Source organism: Phormidium yuhuli AB48 (genome assembly GCF_023983615.1).
In the GTDB taxonomy this organism is placed as follows: Bacteria; Cyanobacteriota; Cyanobacteriia; order Cyanobacteriales; family Geitlerinemataceae; genus Sodalinema; species Sodalinema yuhuli.
Genome location: NZ_CP098611.1, coordinates 899736 through 913883 on the forward strand (window position 1 = coordinate 899736; position 14148 = coordinate 913883).

At 49.6% G+C, this 14148-nt stretch carries 16 protein-coding genes; 9 read left to right on the top strand and 7 right to left on the bottom strand.

From position 1 onward, the window contains the following. Nucleotides 1-15 precede the first annotated feature (15 nt). The 4 genes from NEA10_RS03740 to NEA10_RS03755 are packed head-to-tail and all read left to right on the top strand — an operon-like array spanning nt 16 to nt 5223. Entirely contained in the window at nt 16-510 is a 495-nt protein-coding gene (locus NEA10_RS03740; RefSeq protein WP_252663880.1) for a DUF4214 domain-containing protein, read from the top strand. A 49-nt stretch (nt 511-559) separates the two neighbouring features. Continuing rightward, the gene (locus NEA10_RS03745; RefSeq protein WP_252663881.1) at nt 560-2110 is read left to right on the top strand and encodes a SagB/ThcOx family dehydrogenase; all 1551 of its coding nucleotides are present in this window, start codon (nt 560-562) and stop codon (nt 2108-2110) included. A 30-nt stretch (nt 2111-2140) separates the two neighbouring features. Next, nucleotides 2141-4603 carry a GH116 family glycosyl hydrolase gene (locus tag NEA10_RS03750; RefSeq protein ID WP_252663882.1) on the top strand — a complete coding sequence of 821 codons (2463 nt, stop codon included), beginning with the start codon at nt 2141-2143 and terminating at the stop codon, nt 4601-4603. 5 nt (nt 4604-4608) lie between these two features. After that, entirely contained in the window at nt 4609-5223 is a 615-nt protein-coding gene (locus NEA10_RS03755; RefSeq protein ID WP_252663883.1) for a Uma2 family endonuclease, read from the top strand. A 46-nt stretch (nt 5224-5269) separates the two neighbouring features. On the opposite strand, the gene NEA10_RS03760 is transcribed toward NEA10_RS03755, so the two are convergent. Beyond that, the gene (locus NEA10_RS03760; protein WP_252663884.1) at nt 5270-5794 is read right to left on the bottom strand and encodes a hypothetical protein; all 525 of its coding nucleotides are present in this window, start codon (nt 5792-5794) and stop codon (nt 5270-5272) included. Nucleotides 5795-5879: 85 nt separating this feature from the next. On the opposite strand from NEA10_RS03760, the gene NEA10_RS03765 reads away from it, so the two are divergent. Then, nucleotides 5880-6800, top strand: a complete 921-nt coding sequence (locus NEA10_RS03765; RefSeq protein WP_252663885.1) for a histone deacetylase family protein — start codon at nt 5880-5882, stop codon at nt 6798-6800. A 67-nt stretch (nt 6801-6867) separates the two neighbouring features. After that, the gene (locus NEA10_RS03770; RefSeq protein ID WP_252663886.1) at nt 6868-7287 is read left to right on the top strand and encodes a DUF4168 domain-containing protein; all 420 of its coding nucleotides are present in this window, start codon (nt 6868-6870) and stop codon (nt 7285-7287) included. A 44-nt stretch (nt 7288-7331) separates the two neighbouring features. On the opposite strand, the gene hslO is transcribed toward NEA10_RS03770, so the two are convergent. Further along, nucleotides 7332-8237: an Hsp33 family molecular chaperone HslO gene (gene hslO, locus NEA10_RS03775; protein ID WP_252663887.1), complete on the bottom strand. Its 906-nt coding sequence runs from the start codon at nt 8235-8237 to the stop codon at nt 7332-7334. 159 nt (nt 8238-8396) lie between these two features. Here hslO and NEA10_RS03780 point away from each other — a divergent pair, with 159 nt between their 5' ends. The 3 genes from NEA10_RS03780 to moaB all read left to right on the top strand — a co-directional run bounded on the left by NEA10_RS03780 (nt 8397) and on the right by moaB (nt 9583). Next, a complete protein-coding gene (locus NEA10_RS03780; RefSeq protein WP_252663888.1) occupies nt 8397-8810 on the top strand; it encodes a hypothetical protein in 414 nt (137 codons plus the stop codon). 45 nt (nt 8811-8855) lie between these two features. After that, nucleotides 8856-8984: a hypothetical protein gene (locus NEA10_RS20815; protein ID WP_258719052.1), complete on the top strand. Its 129-nt coding sequence runs from the start codon at nt 8856-8858 to the stop codon at nt 8982-8984. 68 nt (nt 8985-9052) lie between these two features. Further along, entirely contained in the window at nt 9053-9583 is a 531-nt protein-coding gene (gene moaB / locus NEA10_RS03785) for a molybdenum cofactor biosynthesis protein B (RefSeq protein WP_252663889.1), read from the top strand. A gap of 102 nt (nt 9584-9685) precedes the next feature. On the opposite strand, the gene NEA10_RS03790 is transcribed toward moaB, so the two are convergent. From NEA10_RS03790 to NEA10_RS03810, 5 genes are all read right to left on the bottom strand, one after another. Further along, nucleotides 9686-9916: a type II toxin-antitoxin system Phd/YefM family antitoxin gene (locus NEA10_RS03790; protein ID WP_068787985.1), complete on the bottom strand. Its 231-nt coding sequence runs from the start codon at nt 9914-9916 to the stop codon at nt 9686-9688. 38 nt (nt 9917-9954) lie between these two features. Next, entirely contained in the window at nt 9955-11118 is a 1164-nt protein-coding gene (locus tag NEA10_RS03795) for a CRISPR-associated protein (RefSeq protein ID WP_252663890.1), read from the bottom strand. A 2-nt stretch (nt 11119-11120) separates the two neighbouring features. Beyond that, complete coding sequence (gene cas6 / locus NEA10_RS03800; protein ID WP_252663891.1) at nt 11121-11924, bottom strand: CRISPR system precrRNA processing endoribonuclease RAMP protein Cas6; 804 nt, start codon at nt 11922-11924, stop codon at nt 11121-11123. 104 nt (nt 11925-12028) lie between these two features. After that, a complete protein-coding gene (locus NEA10_RS03805; protein WP_252663892.1) occupies nt 12029-12691 on the bottom strand; it encodes a DUF4276 family protein in 663 nt (220 codons plus the stop codon). Nucleotides 12692-12695: 4 nt separating this feature from the next. Continuing rightward, entirely contained in the window at nt 12696-13988 is a 1293-nt protein-coding gene (locus NEA10_RS03810) for an AAA family ATPase (protein WP_252663893.1), read from the bottom strand. Between the last annotated feature and the right edge of the window lie 160 nt (nt 13989-14148).

Here is a 14148-nt window from a genome sequence, read left to right on the forward strand (position 1 = left end):
CGATATCGGGCTTCAATGGTATTCGCAATCGCGACCTTAACGATTTTAGCGGCGATCGCTCCCCGGGCAAATGGTCAGGAGCCATGCCGACGCACGGATGACTACACCCTCTGTTTTGACCGGGATTGGCTACGGTATTATACCCAGCCTCAGTCCGATCTCGATTGGCAAACCTATCTCCGCAGTCGGGTTCCCCCGGATGCCTCGGACTATTATCCAGAAATTAACGGGGTTTACCGTGAGCTACTACAACGCACGGCGACTCCCCGGGAACTGGAACAGTGGTCTCATGCGCTGTTGGCGGGACTGTCGATTACGGAATTTCGGCGCACGTTGGTGCAAGGGGAGGAGGTGACGGCTCGAATCAATGGCATTTATCAGGCTATTCTGGGACGGGATGTGGATGAGAGTGGCTTAGAAACCTGGAGGCGCAAGCTCATGGATGGGGGAACCCTGGGGGATGTCTATGAGGATGTCTCGAATAGTGAGGAAGCTCTACAATTACGGTAACCCGCCTTTGATGTCCAACTCTTGATTGTCCAGTATCACCCTGTGGGGTATGACCAAACAAACGTTTTCCATTGCCAAGCTCTATCATGAGCGCACCAAATATGACCCGGAGACCATCAATCAACGGGTTCCTGATATTGATTGGGAGCGCCCGCCTGTTCCCTTTAAGGACTATCCCATTGGGACTCGCATTGATTTAAAGCCTCATATCGGCGATCGCCAAACGGTTCTCTCGCGCCTCTCCCATCTGCTCTATTGCACCTATGGGCTGACAGCTCGGATTCCTCAGATGGCTCAACAGGATTTGTTGCTACGAGCGGCCCCCTCGGCGGGGGGACTCTATCCGGCGGAAGTGTATCTGTTGTCTCGGGGGGAGGGAGAGCTACCCCCAGGACGGTACAACTACCAGGTGCGAGACCATAGTCTGGTGCGCTTCTGGGATGGTGACCCCGGTGAGGCTCTGGAGGCGGCCTGTTTCGGACACCCGGCCCTTAAGGCGGCCCCGTTTGTGATTGTGACGACGGCGGTGTTTTTCCGCTCCTCCTGGCGCTATCAGGCTCGGGCCTACCGCCGCATTCATTTGGATACCGGGCATCTGTTGGGGAATTTGGACCTGGCGGCGGCCTTAACGAATTATCGCCCTTACTTGATTGCGGGGTTTGAGGATAGGGCTGTGAACGAGTTACTCTATCTCAATCCTGAGGAGGAGGGGGCGATCGCCGTCGTGGCCCTTCAGGAACGGCAGCGTCAACCCCTCTCCCCCCCGGTAACAACGGCGTTAGCCTCGGAGGTGGATCGGGATTATCCGGAGTTAGCGGATGGTTCTCTCCTGGGGTATTTACACCAGGCCAGTGCTATCCAGACGGCTCCCCAGACGGCTCCTAAGTCGGGGTCTGACTCGACGTCTGAGAACATTGAGGATAAATATAATTTTCCCTTCTGTACTAAAGTCAGCACCGCCAGTTCTCCCCTAGATTGGGGCGTTGGGGGCAAGGCCTTAGAGGCCACCTTACTGCAACGGCGCTCCACACGGGCCTATGAGGGTGGGGCGGAGATTGATATCGAGCAGGTGAAAACCCTGTTAAATTTTGCCTATCAGCCACAGCCTCTGGGCCAACTGAGTGGAGCGTCTTCAGATTCAGAGTCTCAGGAGTGGGAACAGCCTCAGTTGTGCGATCGCAGTCTGATTCAAACCTTTATCGCGACGACGGCGGTGGCGGGGTTAGAGGATGGCTGTTATTACTATGCGCCCCAGGCTCAGGAATTGCGGCAAATTCGCTTTAAAAATTTCCGCCGTGAATTGCATTTTCTCTGTTTGGGCCAAGATTTAGGGCGAGATGCGGCCATGGTGTTATTCCATACGGCGGATTTGCAGGGGGCTATTGCTCGCTGGGGCGATCGCGCTTATCGTTATTTACATTTGGATGCGGGCCATCTCGGACAACGTCTGAATCTGGCGGCGATTTATCTGCGCTTAGGTGTGAGTGGGATTGCCGGCTTTTTTGATGACCACGTCAATGATGTGCTGGGGATTCCCCCCGATGAGGCGGTGTTGTACATCACCACCATCGGACAACCGCGAACCTCCCGACGTCCCTAAGTCCTGTTTTCGTTTTCTTGAACCGACGGTATGCCAATTCACTACCCCACCCATCCCCCCATTCCTCCCCATACCTGGCAACGCCCTTTCGGACAGGGATGGGAGAATCCCTATCGCGTCCGTTATGCCAGTAATCTGGATGATGGCCCGAATCACGGAATGCCCCTGGGAGGGTTTGGGGCCGGGGCGATTGGGCGATCGCCCCAGGGAACGTTTAATCTCTGGCATCTTGACGGGGGAGAACATATCTTCAAACCCCTCCCCAGTTGTCAATTCTCGGTTTATGAGGAAATCGAGGGGGGCCCCCGTCAGGCCTATGCGCTCTCCACGCTTCCCCCCCAGGATGGAACCTTAGAGAGTTGGAATTGGTATCCGGCTACCACGGAGGCGGGAGAGTCCACGGGAACCTATCATGCCCTCTATCCCCGCAGTTGGTCGGTGTATGAGGGGGTGTTTAACTGTTATCTAACCTGTGAGCAGTTCTCGCCGATTATTCCCGATAATTATCAGGAAACCAGTTATCCTCTGGCGATTTTTGAATGGACGGCTCATAATCCCACCGATAAGCCGATTACGTTAAGCATCTTGTTAACGTGGGAAAATATCGCCGGCTGGTTCACCAATACGCTGAAATCCCCCGAGGTGCGTGTCCGGGATGATGGTAGCCCAGTTTATGATTATCAGTCCCGCTGGGGCAACTCTGAGGGCAATGTCAATCGTTGGTTGGAGGATTTTTCCCGTTTGGGCTGTTTGCTCAATTCTGGGGCGATGGGCCAGGAGGCTAATGCTGAAGGAGAGGGGCAAATTGCCTTGGCTACAGTGACGAATCCGGCGGTGAAGGTGTTTTATCATTCCCGCTGGAATCCGGCGGGAGATGGTTCGGAACTGTGGCGAACCTTTGCTGAGGATGGGAGTTTGGAGAATTGGGAGGATGAAACTCCAGCCGGGGCGGGTGAACGGATTGGGGGGGCGATCGCCGTCCGCTTTACGGTGCGTCCCGGTAAAACCCGCAAGATTCCTTTTATTTTGGCCTGGGATTTCCCGATTACAGAGTTTGCGGCGGGGATTACGGCCTATCGTCGTTATACTGACTTTTTTGGTCGCAATGGTCAAAATGGTTGGTCGATGATTCGCACGGCTTTGAAGCATTCGGATATGTGGAAAGAGGCGATTGTGGATTGGCAAACGCCAATTTTAGAGGATGCGTCTCTACCGGGTTGGTTCAAAATGGCCCTGTTTAATGAACTCTATGACCTCAGTAGTGGGGGGAGTTTATGGACGGCGGCCAATCAGGAAGAACCGAAGGGACATTTTGGGGTTTTGGAGAGTTTTGATTATCGCTGGTATGAAAGTTTAGATGTCCGGTTGTATGGGTCTTTTGCTCTATTAAAACTCTGGCCCCTGTTGGAAAAATCGGTGATTCGCTCTTTTGCTCGGGCGATTTCGACGGGGGATACAACCCCGCGAGTGATTGGCTATAACGGGGCAGCCGCCATTCGTAAAGCGGTGGGGGCAACGCCTCATGATTTGGGGGCGGCGAATGAACATCCTTGGGTGCAAACGAATTACACCAGCTATCAAGATTGTAATCTTTGGAAGGATTTACCCTGTGATTTTGTGTTGCAGGTGTATCGAGATTTTCTGTTAACCGGAGCGGATGATATTGAGTTTTTACAGGACTGTTGGCCGGGGCTGGTGCAGGCGATCGCCTATCTGAAAACCTTTGATAAGGATGGGGACCAGATTCCTGAAAATAGTGGCGCACCGGATCAGACGTTTGATGATTGGCGGTTGCAGGGAATTAGTGCCTATTGTGGGGGGTTATGGTTGGCGGCCTTGGAGGCGGCGATCGCCATTGGGGAACGGCTCGAAACGGCCAGACAACCCTGGAACACGAGCAATTCTCATCAGAATATCCCGGAACCGGCCCAGGTGTTACCGCAATATCGCATCTGGCTTCAGGAGGCGAAACCGCTTTATCACAATCGCCTCTGGAATGGCCGCTATTATCGCCTCGATAGTGAGAGTGGTTCGGAGGTGGTGATGGCGGATCAACTCTGTGGCCAGTTTTATGTGCAATTGTTGGGATTAGAGGATATTGTGCCGCGCAATTGTGCGGACTTGGCTCTAAAAACGGTCTATGAGAGTTGTTTTGTTCAGTTTAATCAAGGCTTAGAGACGCCGATTGGCGCCGCCAATGGGGTGATGTTGGATGGTTCCCCGGAAGATCCTCAGGCGACGCATCCGTTGGAGGTGTGGACGGGGATTAACTTCGGGATTGGGGCCTTTTTAATCCTTATGGGATTGAAGACGGAGGCGCTGACGATGACGGAGGCGGTGGTGCGACAAATTTATGAGGGAGGACTTCAGTTTCGCACCCCTGAGGCGATTACGGCGGCCCGAACCTTCCGCGCGGGACATTATCTCCGGGCTATGGCGATTTGGGCTATGTATGAGGTTTGGTGTCAAGATGACTCGTTGAGGGGAAGCTAGGGGTTATGGTGGCTGTACAAACTCAACCGCTGGAATTTGAGGCGTTTCTGGCCCAGTATCCCGATGATGGCCGGCGCTATGAACTGATTGAAGGGGAAATGATTGCGGTGTTACCGACGGGGCCTCATGAGGAGATTGCGGGGTTGTTGGTGGCGGAGTTTAATGTGGCGATTCGTCGGGGGGGACGTCCGTATATGATTCCCCGGGCTTGTTTGTTGAAACCGCAAGCGCCGCGATCAGGGTATCAGCCGGATGTGGCGGTGTGCGATCGCCGTCAACTACGCCAGGAACCTCTCTGGAATACGGCTTCTGTGATTGAGTCGGGGGTAACGGTTCCGCTGGTGGTGGAGGTTGTCAGCACGAATTGGCGGGATGATTACGGCCACAAACTGATTGAGTATGAGGCGATGGGGATTCAGGAGTATTGGCTCGTTGATTATCGGGCCTTGGGTGGGGTGCGGTATATCGGAAGGCCGAAGCAACCGACGATTACGATCGCAAATTTGGTTGAGGGGGAGTATCAGTTACAGCAATTCAGACAGGGGGATATGTTGGTTTCAAGGGTTTTTCCGGAGTTACGGTTGACGGTGGATGAGGTGTTGGGAGCGATTGAATCTTAAATCTTACTGATGGGGCGATCGCAACAGGTGGATCGCCCAATTAAATTTACTCGTCGCCAGTTAGTTGTTCTTTAAGGCGGGCGATCGCTGCTGCATCGAGTTTGACTTTCACTTCCAACAATTGGGGTTTATCCCGGAAGACGAGTAAGCCTTTTTCGTTATTGACAACACATTGAATCTCGGGCTGAGTCAGTTCTACGGTCTCAAACTTAACTTGGGGTAAACTGACGCGAATGGCAACATTAGGGCGAGATTTGGGATAAACAAACAGTTGCTGCTGCCGAGTTTCCAGTTCTAGGGTTCCGGCGGTAATGTTGTGGGGGGCCTCTTCCTCGGGTTTGCGCCAGTATACCGTGATGCCCTTGAGTTCCGGCTCGGCGATGGCAAACCGCTCATCAAACCGTTGGGGTTCCCAGTCGAGTTGGCCCACCTCCTCGCCGTCGGGAACGATGCGTTGTTGCCAGAGAACAGTTTTGCCACTGAGTTTTGACCACCATTGACGAATGGCATCGAGATTGGCGCTATTCTCGGGATGTTCGCTGCCGTATTGCCAAGTCAGTTTGGAGTCCATAGGGATATCTCGCTTGTGAAAGTTTGGGATAATTATCTATCTGTATCTTACAAATTTTTCCCGGAATACCCGTTAAGGCTCATTTATGCCATTACCGATTGTGCATCATCCTGATTATGTGGCCCCTCTGCCGCCGGGTCATCGGTTCCCGATGCAGAAGTTCTCCCAACTCTACAGCTATCTGTTACGTCAGGGAATCGCGACGGCGGAGCAGATTCATGTTCCCCGTTTACCGCCTCGGGAGGTGTTGGAATGGCTACATGAGGGGGAGTATGTGGACGGCTATTTGACGGGAACTTTGCCGGAGAAGGCGCAACGGCGGATTGGACTTCCCTGGAGTGCGGAGTTGGCACGGCGTACTTGTTTGGCGGTGGGGGGAACTCTGTTGACGGCTGAGTTGGCGTTGGAGCAGGGGTTAGCGTGTAATACGGTGGGGGGAACTCATCATGCGTTTCCCGGGTTTGGTTCGGGATTTTGTATTTTTAATGATTTGGCGATCGCGGCCCGGTTTGTGCAGAAGCGAGGCTTGGCGCGGCGGGTGTTGATTGTGGATTTGGATGTGCATCAGGGGGATGGAACGGCGGTGATGTTCCAGGGGGATGAGACGGTGTTTACCTTCTCGATGCACTGTGGGGTGAATTTCCCGAGTCGCAAGCAAGTCAGTGATTTGGATGTGTCGCTGCGGGAGGGGATGGAGGATGATGAGTATTTACAAACTTTGGCTCAGTATTTGCCGGATTTGTTGTCTCAGGTGAAGCCGGATTTGGTGCTGTATGATGCTGGGGTGGACCCCCATGTGGGCGATCGATTGGGGAAGTTGGCCCTGACGGATACGGGGATTTTTCGCCGGGAGATGCAGGTGTTGGGGACTTGTTTGGGGGCGGGGTATCCGGTGGCTTGTGTGATTGGTGGGGGCTATAGTACGGATTTTGCGGCTCTCACCTATCGTCATAGTCTCTTGCATCGGGTGGCGAGTGATCTGTTTCGTCAGTATCGTTTGGGCTGAGGGGGCGATCGCACTGATTCAGGCTGCACCAGTATACTAAGGGGATAACGATACCAAGGACTGCTCTATGCAATGGATGACTAGACAAGGACTTATCGGGGCGATCGCCTTCTGTTGGGGGCTGCTGATGCTCCTGGTTCCGGGACAGGCCTGGGCCGATGAAGCCCCGACATCGACCAACTTAACCGATTTGGGCATTTCCGAGATTACGGACTCAGGCTCCATCTCGTCGGAAAAAGTGAGTCAATTCGCCAGCGCCTATATGGGGATTGTGGACTTGATTAGTGGCCGCAGTGAGGAATTGCAACAGGCGGAAACCGCTGAAGAGTACAACCAATTGGAACAGGAATTGGAAGCGGCGGCGATCGAGATTATCCAAGAAACGGGTTTGACTCCCCCGGAATACTTGCAATTGTTAACCCTAGCGGACACCGATGCGGAGTTTAGTGAACGAGTCGCCACACAAATTCAAGATACTGAAGAGTGAGGCTCGTTGAGACTGGGGGGGAACATCCCCCCAAGTCCAGGGGTTTAACGGGCCGAGGAAGATTGGGCTAAATCATCAATGAGTCGTTGTAGGTCGTTCGCATCGGCGTTGTAGACCTCCTTGCAAAACTCACAGGTGGCTTCGGCCCCACCATCTTTGTCAATCATATCCTCCAACTCACTGACACCGAGAAGTTTGAGAGCGCCCAGCATTCGGTCCCAGGAACAGCCACAATGGAAGCGCAACATCTGCACTCCGGGGAGAATCTTCAGGTCTAAATCCCCTAAGAGGGTCTCGAAAATGGCGTTGAGGGTTTTTTTCTGTTTTAGGAGTGGGGTAAAGCCAGAGAGTCCCCCTAATCTCGACTCTAGGGTGGCGATGAGGGCATCGTCCCGGGCGGCTTTGGGTAGCACTTGCAGCAGTAATCCCCCGGACGCGGTGACCCCTTCTGAGCCGACGAAGACCCCGAGAACTAGGGCGGAGGGGGTTTGTTCGGAGGTTCCTAGATAGTGGGTCACGTCGTCGCCGATTTCCCCAGATACCAGTTCGACGGTACTGGAGTAGGGATAGCCGTAACCGACATCCCGGATGACATAGAGAAAGCCATTGGGTCCCACGGCTTGGCCCACATCGAGTTTCCCTCGGGAGTTGGGGGGAAGTTCGACGTCGGGATTGTTGACATAGCCGCGTACGGTTCCATCCATCCCCGCATCTACGAGAATCCCCCCCAGGGGACCGTCCCCTTTGACTCGCAGGTTGACCCGGGAGTCGGGGTTTTTCATGTTGGAGGCGAGGAGTAGGCCGGCACTCATGGTTCGACCGAGTGCAGCGGTGGCGACGTAGGAGAGTTGATGGCGTTGTCGGGCTTCTTCTGTGAGTCGGGTGGTGATGACCCCGACGCAGCGAATGCCACCATTGGCTGCGGTTGCGCGAATAAGCTGGTCTGCCATGAAAGTCTGGATTGATGAAGTCTTTACTTATTGTAATGATTCCTGGCACTGGGACGGGGGCGATCGCGTCTTGGGGGAGGATTGACCCCCCACAAAGGTCTGGATGAGAGATAATGGGGGGGATATGGTTTGATATCGCTCGCAAGACATAGGGTTAGTATGTTTGGAAGCTTCCAACAGAGTCAGTTACGGATTGAGGTGGATGCGTCTGCGGAGGCGATCGCCCAGAGTTTACTGGAACCGGGTCAGATTCAGAAGTGGCTGGCCCCGCAGCAACTTTCCCCTGGACTGCCGCCGAAACTCCATCAGGATTTGAAATTTACCAGTTCCCTCGGCCCGATTACGATTCAGCATCAGGTTGAGGTGGCTAATGACCATTGCTTACGGATGATTCTCAGTCAGGGAATTGACGGCTTCCATGAGTGGTATTGGGGCGATGGCTGGGTGCAGTCTCGCTTAGAGGGGGTTTCGCTGCTGCCGTTAAATCTGGGTCAAACTCTCAGTTTATGGCGTTTGCGAGAGGTGTTGACGGCTGCCAAGGCTGCAAAGACTGAGGAACGGGGTGAGTTGTAGAGGTGTTCTTATCTAAAAAACAGGTCTTCTGGGGTGAACGTGATCATGATGCAGACTGAAAAAATGTCAAGAGAGATTCGCCTACCCATTAGTCATCTTCAGTCTGAGTTGGGGGGTCAGTATCTGCTAGAATTGGAGGACTTCGTTGGAGGTTATGGGCGAGGAATTAGCTGATCGAATAAAGCAATCTATCCCCTTGACCATCCAACCAACGGAGTTCGTTTCATTGTTTATTCCTCTCCATGGTTGGTATTGACGAATCCCGTCCCTTTCTTCCCGTCAACATTGCTATTTTGACCATCTCCGACAGCCGTACTTTAGAGACGGACAAGTCGGGACAGATTTTAGTGGAACGCTTGCAAGCCGCCGGACATCAGTTACTGGAACGGCGGCTGGTTCCCGATGAACGGGAGACGATTGTGGCGGTGTTGTGGGAGTGGGTGAAACATCCCCAGGTGGATGTGGTGATTACGACGGGGGGGACGGGAATTACCGGTCGAGATGTGACCCCGGAGGCGTTGGCGGAGGTTTGCGAGAAGGAGATTCCCGGCTTTGGGGAACTGTTCCGCCGCATTAGTTATGAGACGATTGGGGTCTCGGCGTTGCAGTCGCGGGCCACGGCGGGAGTGGCTCAGGGGACGTATCTCTTTGCGTTACCAGGGTCGTCGGGGGCCTGTCGTGATGGCTGGGATGAGATTCTGCGTTGGCAGTTGGATAGTCGTTATCGTCCTTGTAATTTAGTGTCGTTGATGCCGCGTTTGTTGGAGGCGTGAGGGGGAGTTGTTCCATCACCTCGCAAGCTTGTATAGCAGTTTGCGACAGCTTCTCTGGATCTAAACTCCACCAAATCAAGGCACAAGTATCTAGGACAATGCTTAACTCTCTTGCCATTCCTCTACCGTGGGTTGAGTCAAATCTTCAAAATACTGAACTTTTCCCCTCAGTTCCCCAAATAGCTCTGCTGTTGTTGGAGATTTCTGATAGGGAGAAATTTTAAGAATTGGCTGACTATCTTCGGTCACTAAAACTTCCTCGCCTTCTGACTGAATTTGCTCTAGGATTTCTAGGAAGTTATCTGTAATCTCACTCTTGTCAATAGTTTTCATGGTTGAATGCTTGTATTTTTCTAGTGAACGCTTTTCGCTTAGTGTCTTATCTCTTCTTTTCCTTCTACGTGATTATGAGTTCCATAGTATCGCAACAGGAGTTTATCATCCTGTTTCTCACAGCTAATTCGCTTACTCAAGTTTACACGAAAATGGTCAATTTTTTTGTTCTTAGGAGTTCCTTGATAGCGAGTGTAGTGAAACCTAGAATTCAGAACGCTTGTGTCTCCTTGAGAGTCTATTAAAAGTTTTGACACGTTCACTAAATCTTCTTGAACCCTAAAGCGCTCAATAGCACTGGTAATCGCCTTATAATCTGCCTTAAAGGAATCTCGATAGGCAAGATAGGGTAACTCCAGTAATTCTAAGGATAGGAGTTTCACTTTACATTGATTCCAGACTAATTGTCCCCAAAGTGAAAGCGTAACGTCTGGTTCTCCAGCAGGATAAATCATGGATTCTGGAATCCCTTGTAACGCTTCCATGGAGATGGTTGCTCCCGCCGCCATCAATGCCAGTTCTTGTTTATAGCAACTGAGTCCTTCGTAATCAACGGTAATCGGAAGTCGTGGAATGGTTATAAGTTCTGACCGTTCTCCTTCAAAAATATAGATAATTTCGTCAGCGTAAAACATACCAATGGTATTTAAGTAGCCTTGGAGACTCTTGAAGCCGCCAACGAGATTAAAACAAATTTTTGATTGTGGGTTATCCCGTAAAGGTTTAATCGTTTCTTCGAGCCAGCCAATAAGATTGTCTATGCCATCAGAAAATGTTTGAGTGCTGACTGTGGATAAGTTATCTGGTGCATAACTATCAACTAAAAGTCCTTGGGACAGAAGAAAGTCTTTGACAATCTGTGCGGTGGTAATTCCCTGATAGGTATCTGTTGCAATCAACCAATGAAAGTCACCGGGTCTGGATTCTCCGGCTAGGTCATCATGGTAAAATCCATAAATTCCATTTAGTTCAGCACTAGCACGACGAATGGCTTGGATATTACTGTCTTGGAGTTTTTGAATGGCTCGCTCTCTCAAAATCGATATGATTTGTCGAACTTCACTATCATCTGGAAGTTCAGTGTCTTTAAGGTTGGCACTATCTCGTAATTGTGGATACCAGGTTTTTTCCTCACTGTTGGTGCGATTGATTTGATTGGTTAGTAGGCTGGTTCCGATGGTGGATAAAATTGTGGTTGACATACTTAGCAGTCCTTTGAGGTTTCTTTACAGTCTGAAGGGTGTTGGCGAGGTTGATACTGACTATATCCCATTCCGAGCCGAGTCTTGACACCGGTTCCGCAAAAGTTGCTATAGTGAACGAGTAAGTTGGCGACTTGGCTGATGAGCGGGTCGGTGCGTTGGGGGATTTGTAAGGTGATTTCGCCGACAAATCCGGTGACGAAGGAGCGATAGACTTGAAAACGGGTACTTCTGATATTGTGGTATTTTAGGGCGATCGCCTCTTCTAAGTAGTCTAGCAGGTCGTAACTGCCAAGATAGACAGGACCAAATTCATTCCAGCGATCGAGCCAACTCTGAACGAGCAGACGCGGTACAGGAAGGGGAAGGTAAATTCGTTTTTGGGAGAAGCTGGTGGGGGTGAGGAATTTGAGGTTGAATTGTCGCTCGGGTTCGGGTTCGTTGGCGATGAGTTCTGTATAGAGTTGGTCGTAACTGGTGATATCGTGGTGGCGATCGCACACCTGGAATTGAGACCCCAAAAATTCTAAGGTGTCCCCTAAGTCTAGGTTAAAAATGGCTTTGGAGGTCGTCTCAGATAAGCCAGACAGGGAGAGGTGATAGGGGTTTTCGGGATGAAAGGTGACAAATTCGGAGGTACGGGTGGCGGAACCGATGAATCCGGAAAAGGTCAAGCTGGGGGTTTGTTGTCCTCCCATGTCTAACCCCAGTCGTTCGTGGAGCTGTTTCACCAGTTCGAGGTGGTAGCTACGGGGGAGAACGGCGGTCTCGGATGGGGTTAGGGTCCAGTGCGATCGGATAAGCATGATGATGATAGCGAGTTCACTCAGGGAATTTTCCTAAAATGAATTCAGCACCCATGAAAAATTATGTTTTTTAAAATTTAGCCTATATTGCATGACATTTTATTTTATGAAGTGGCTAGGTAGCGCAACTTATCTCGAAAGTAGCAGAAACTAGGAGACTGGTTGGCATCTACATTCATATAAGGGGAAATGGTCTTCGCCCACTCTGTTTTTTGTTTACCAATTGCTTGCCACCCTTGTTTAGTTAATTGTTTAGAACCACCCGGAAATAAGGCGTCAGCCAACTTTTCCCATGTCCCACAAATTTCATCACTGCTATATTCATTAAGTACGACATCTTTTGCATTTGGGTACGCCTTTTTAATAGCATTAGTATCTCCCAAAAACCAAGCTTCTCCTTCTTCAATGGCAATGCAGAAATAAGTACTTGGTGGAATCATACATTTTTCTAAACAGTCAAACAGTTCTCTGCGAAATTCACTCAGGCAACGATCATCAAGGTCACAGATAACAATTAACACTGCATGATAGTTAGCAGGATAATTAGAAAAAGTTTTGCCAAAGCCTTGGATTAGCTTTGGAAGTTGGTCAAGTAATATACGCTTACTTGGATCTGATGAAGGTTTTAATCCCTTAGGAATCCGTCCGATACCCTTATAAAAATTAATTTTAAATGTATTTTTATCGCTAATATCGATAATTTTGGGAATTATAATGTCAAGAGCCGTTTTTCCAGAAATATCTTCAACAAGAATTTCAAAATGCATGAGTCTACCGTTGATCTAAATAGTCGCTATACCAAAGATTACCAAGTGGCAAGCCTTCAGAAACCAAATTTTGAATCAGAGTATCTTCACTTGCACGTTTTATCGTTGAAAAACCATCTTCATTTTTCTCAAGGACCCAAACTTCTTCGGGCTGGAGAGCATCTACAAAATAGGGTTGATGAGTTGTGATAAAAATTTGAGACCCCCCTTTACGACCTGTCGCATGTTCTCTAAATTCTTGTGCTAGTGTTTCCAGAAGTTTATGATACAAGCCATTTTCTGGCTCTTCAATACAGATAAAAGGTGGGGGAGAGGGGTCTTCTAAAAGTAATAAGTAAGCAAAGATTTTCAGAGTTCCATCTGACATTTGCTGAGAATAAAACGGGTCTTGAAAACCTCTATCATTGAATTTCAGCAACAATCTACCATCAGGACTTTTTTCTGTCTTGATTTCATTTATTCCTGGTATTTTACTCGAAATTTTATCCAAAACAGATTGAAACTTTTTGGGATATTCTCTCTCCATAAATTGAACGACATTACCAATATTATCCCCATGTATATTTAAATGCTTCTGAGGTCCTGCAAGAGGTAAACTTCTTGCAGCGTCTGGGGTGAAGTAACTAAGATACCAACCTTCAATGAATTGTCGAAATAGCGAAATTCTAGGATGCTGCTTCAAGGAACCTAAGGTTGAAATTCCTAGTTTCCTCTTATCACTTAACTCCACAATCTCAGTTTCTTTACTTTCTTCTTCTGCTTCACCTTTTTGTAACTTCTCCATTAAATCAAATAAATTAAATTGCCCCTGATCTTCTTCGATTTGTTTACCTTCTTTTTCTCCTTTCCAGGCAACTCCCTTTCCATCATTTAATAGTAAGAAAGAAAATGGCCAGCCTCGTGTTTGACCTTTCCGCCTTTGTCTCAACCGTTCTTGTTTAACAAAAGGTCTTCCATCTGAATCTAAATCTATAGCAAGTTCATACGTGATGGGTCTAGCATTTCCATCCTCTTTATAGTAAATCTCAAATTCCATACTACCATCTTCACCTTGAGAGCGAATTCTCTCAAAACCACCTCGACCACGGGCATCACAAGCCGCCTCTACTCCTCCTTTGAGACAATCTGAAAGAAAGCCGAAGGCATCAAATATTGTACTCTTGCCGACCCCATTTTTTCCGATTACGGCGGTCATAGGTGTTAAAGGTTTTCTATTTTGACTATTCCACAGTTTACCCAGAGTTACATCTTTTAAAGTACGGTAATTTTTTATTTTAAATCCTTCAATTCCAGCCATATTGATACCTCATGCTTTTTGGATTTTAACGTTGTGACTATAAAGTTTATATTCTTTAATATAAAAACCACTCATATTCAATCATCAAATCTGTTCTGTGTCAAACGTTATGGTGGTTAACAAAAGCCAGTTGCACCAGGGGCAACCCATCACCATGTGC

Coding starts and splice junctions, on each gene's coding strand:
- NEA10_RS20815 (WP_258719052.1), top strand. CDS start 8,856: ATGATGCAGACTGAAAAAATGTCAAGAGAGATTCGCCTACCCATTAGT.
- NEA10_RS03750 (WP_252663882.1), top strand. CDS start 2,141: ATGCCAATTCACTACCCCACCCATCCCCCCATTCCTCCCCATACCTGG.
- moaB (WP_252663889.1), top strand. CDS start 9,053: ATGGTTGGTATTGACGAATCCCGTCCCTTTCTTCCCGTCAACATTGCT.
- NEA10_RS03795 (WP_252663890.1), bottom strand. CDS start 11,118: ATGTCAACCACAATTTTATCCACCATCGGAACCAGCCTACTAACCAAT.
- NEA10_RS03805 (WP_252663892.1), bottom strand. CDS start 12,691: ATGCATTTTGAAATTCTTGTTGAAGATATTTCTGGAAAAACGGCTCTT.
- NEA10_RS03765 (WP_252663885.1), top strand. CDS start 5,880: ATGCCATTACCGATTGTGCATCATCCTGATTATGTGGCCCCTCTGCCG.
- NEA10_RS03755 (WP_252663883.1), top strand. CDS start 4,609: ATGGTGGCTGTACAAACTCAACCGCTGGAATTTGAGGCGTTTCTGGCC.
- NEA10_RS03770 (WP_252663886.1), top strand. CDS start 6,868: ATGCAATGGATGACTAGACAAGGACTTATCGGGGCGATCGCCTTCTGT.
- NEA10_RS03745 (WP_252663881.1), top strand. CDS start 560: ATGACCAAACAAACGTTTTCCATTGCCAAGCTCTATCATGAGCGCACC.
- NEA10_RS03810 (WP_252663893.1), bottom strand. CDS start 13,988: ATGGCTGGAATTGAAGGATTTAAAATAAAAAATTACCGTACTTTAAAA.
- NEA10_RS03740 (WP_252663880.1), top strand. CDS start 16: ATGGTATTCGCAATCGCGACCTTAACGATTTTAGCGGCGATCGCTCCC.
- NEA10_RS03790 (WP_068787985.1), bottom strand. CDS start 9,916: ATGAAAACTATTGACAAGAGTGAGATTACAGATAACTTCCTAGAAATC.
- NEA10_RS03760 (WP_252663884.1), bottom strand. CDS start 5,794: ATGGACTCCAAACTGACTTGGCAATACGGCAGCGAACATCCCGAGAAT.
- NEA10_RS03780 (WP_252663888.1), top strand. CDS start 8,397: ATGTTTGGAAGCTTCCAACAGAGTCAGTTACGGATTGAGGTGGATGCG.
- cas6 (WP_252663891.1), bottom strand. CDS start 11,924: ATGCTTATCCGATCGCACTGGACCCTAACCCCATCCGAGACCGCCGTT.
- hslO (WP_252663887.1), bottom strand. CDS start 8,237: ATGGCAGACCAGCTTATTCGCGCAACCGCAGCCAATGGTGGCATTCGC.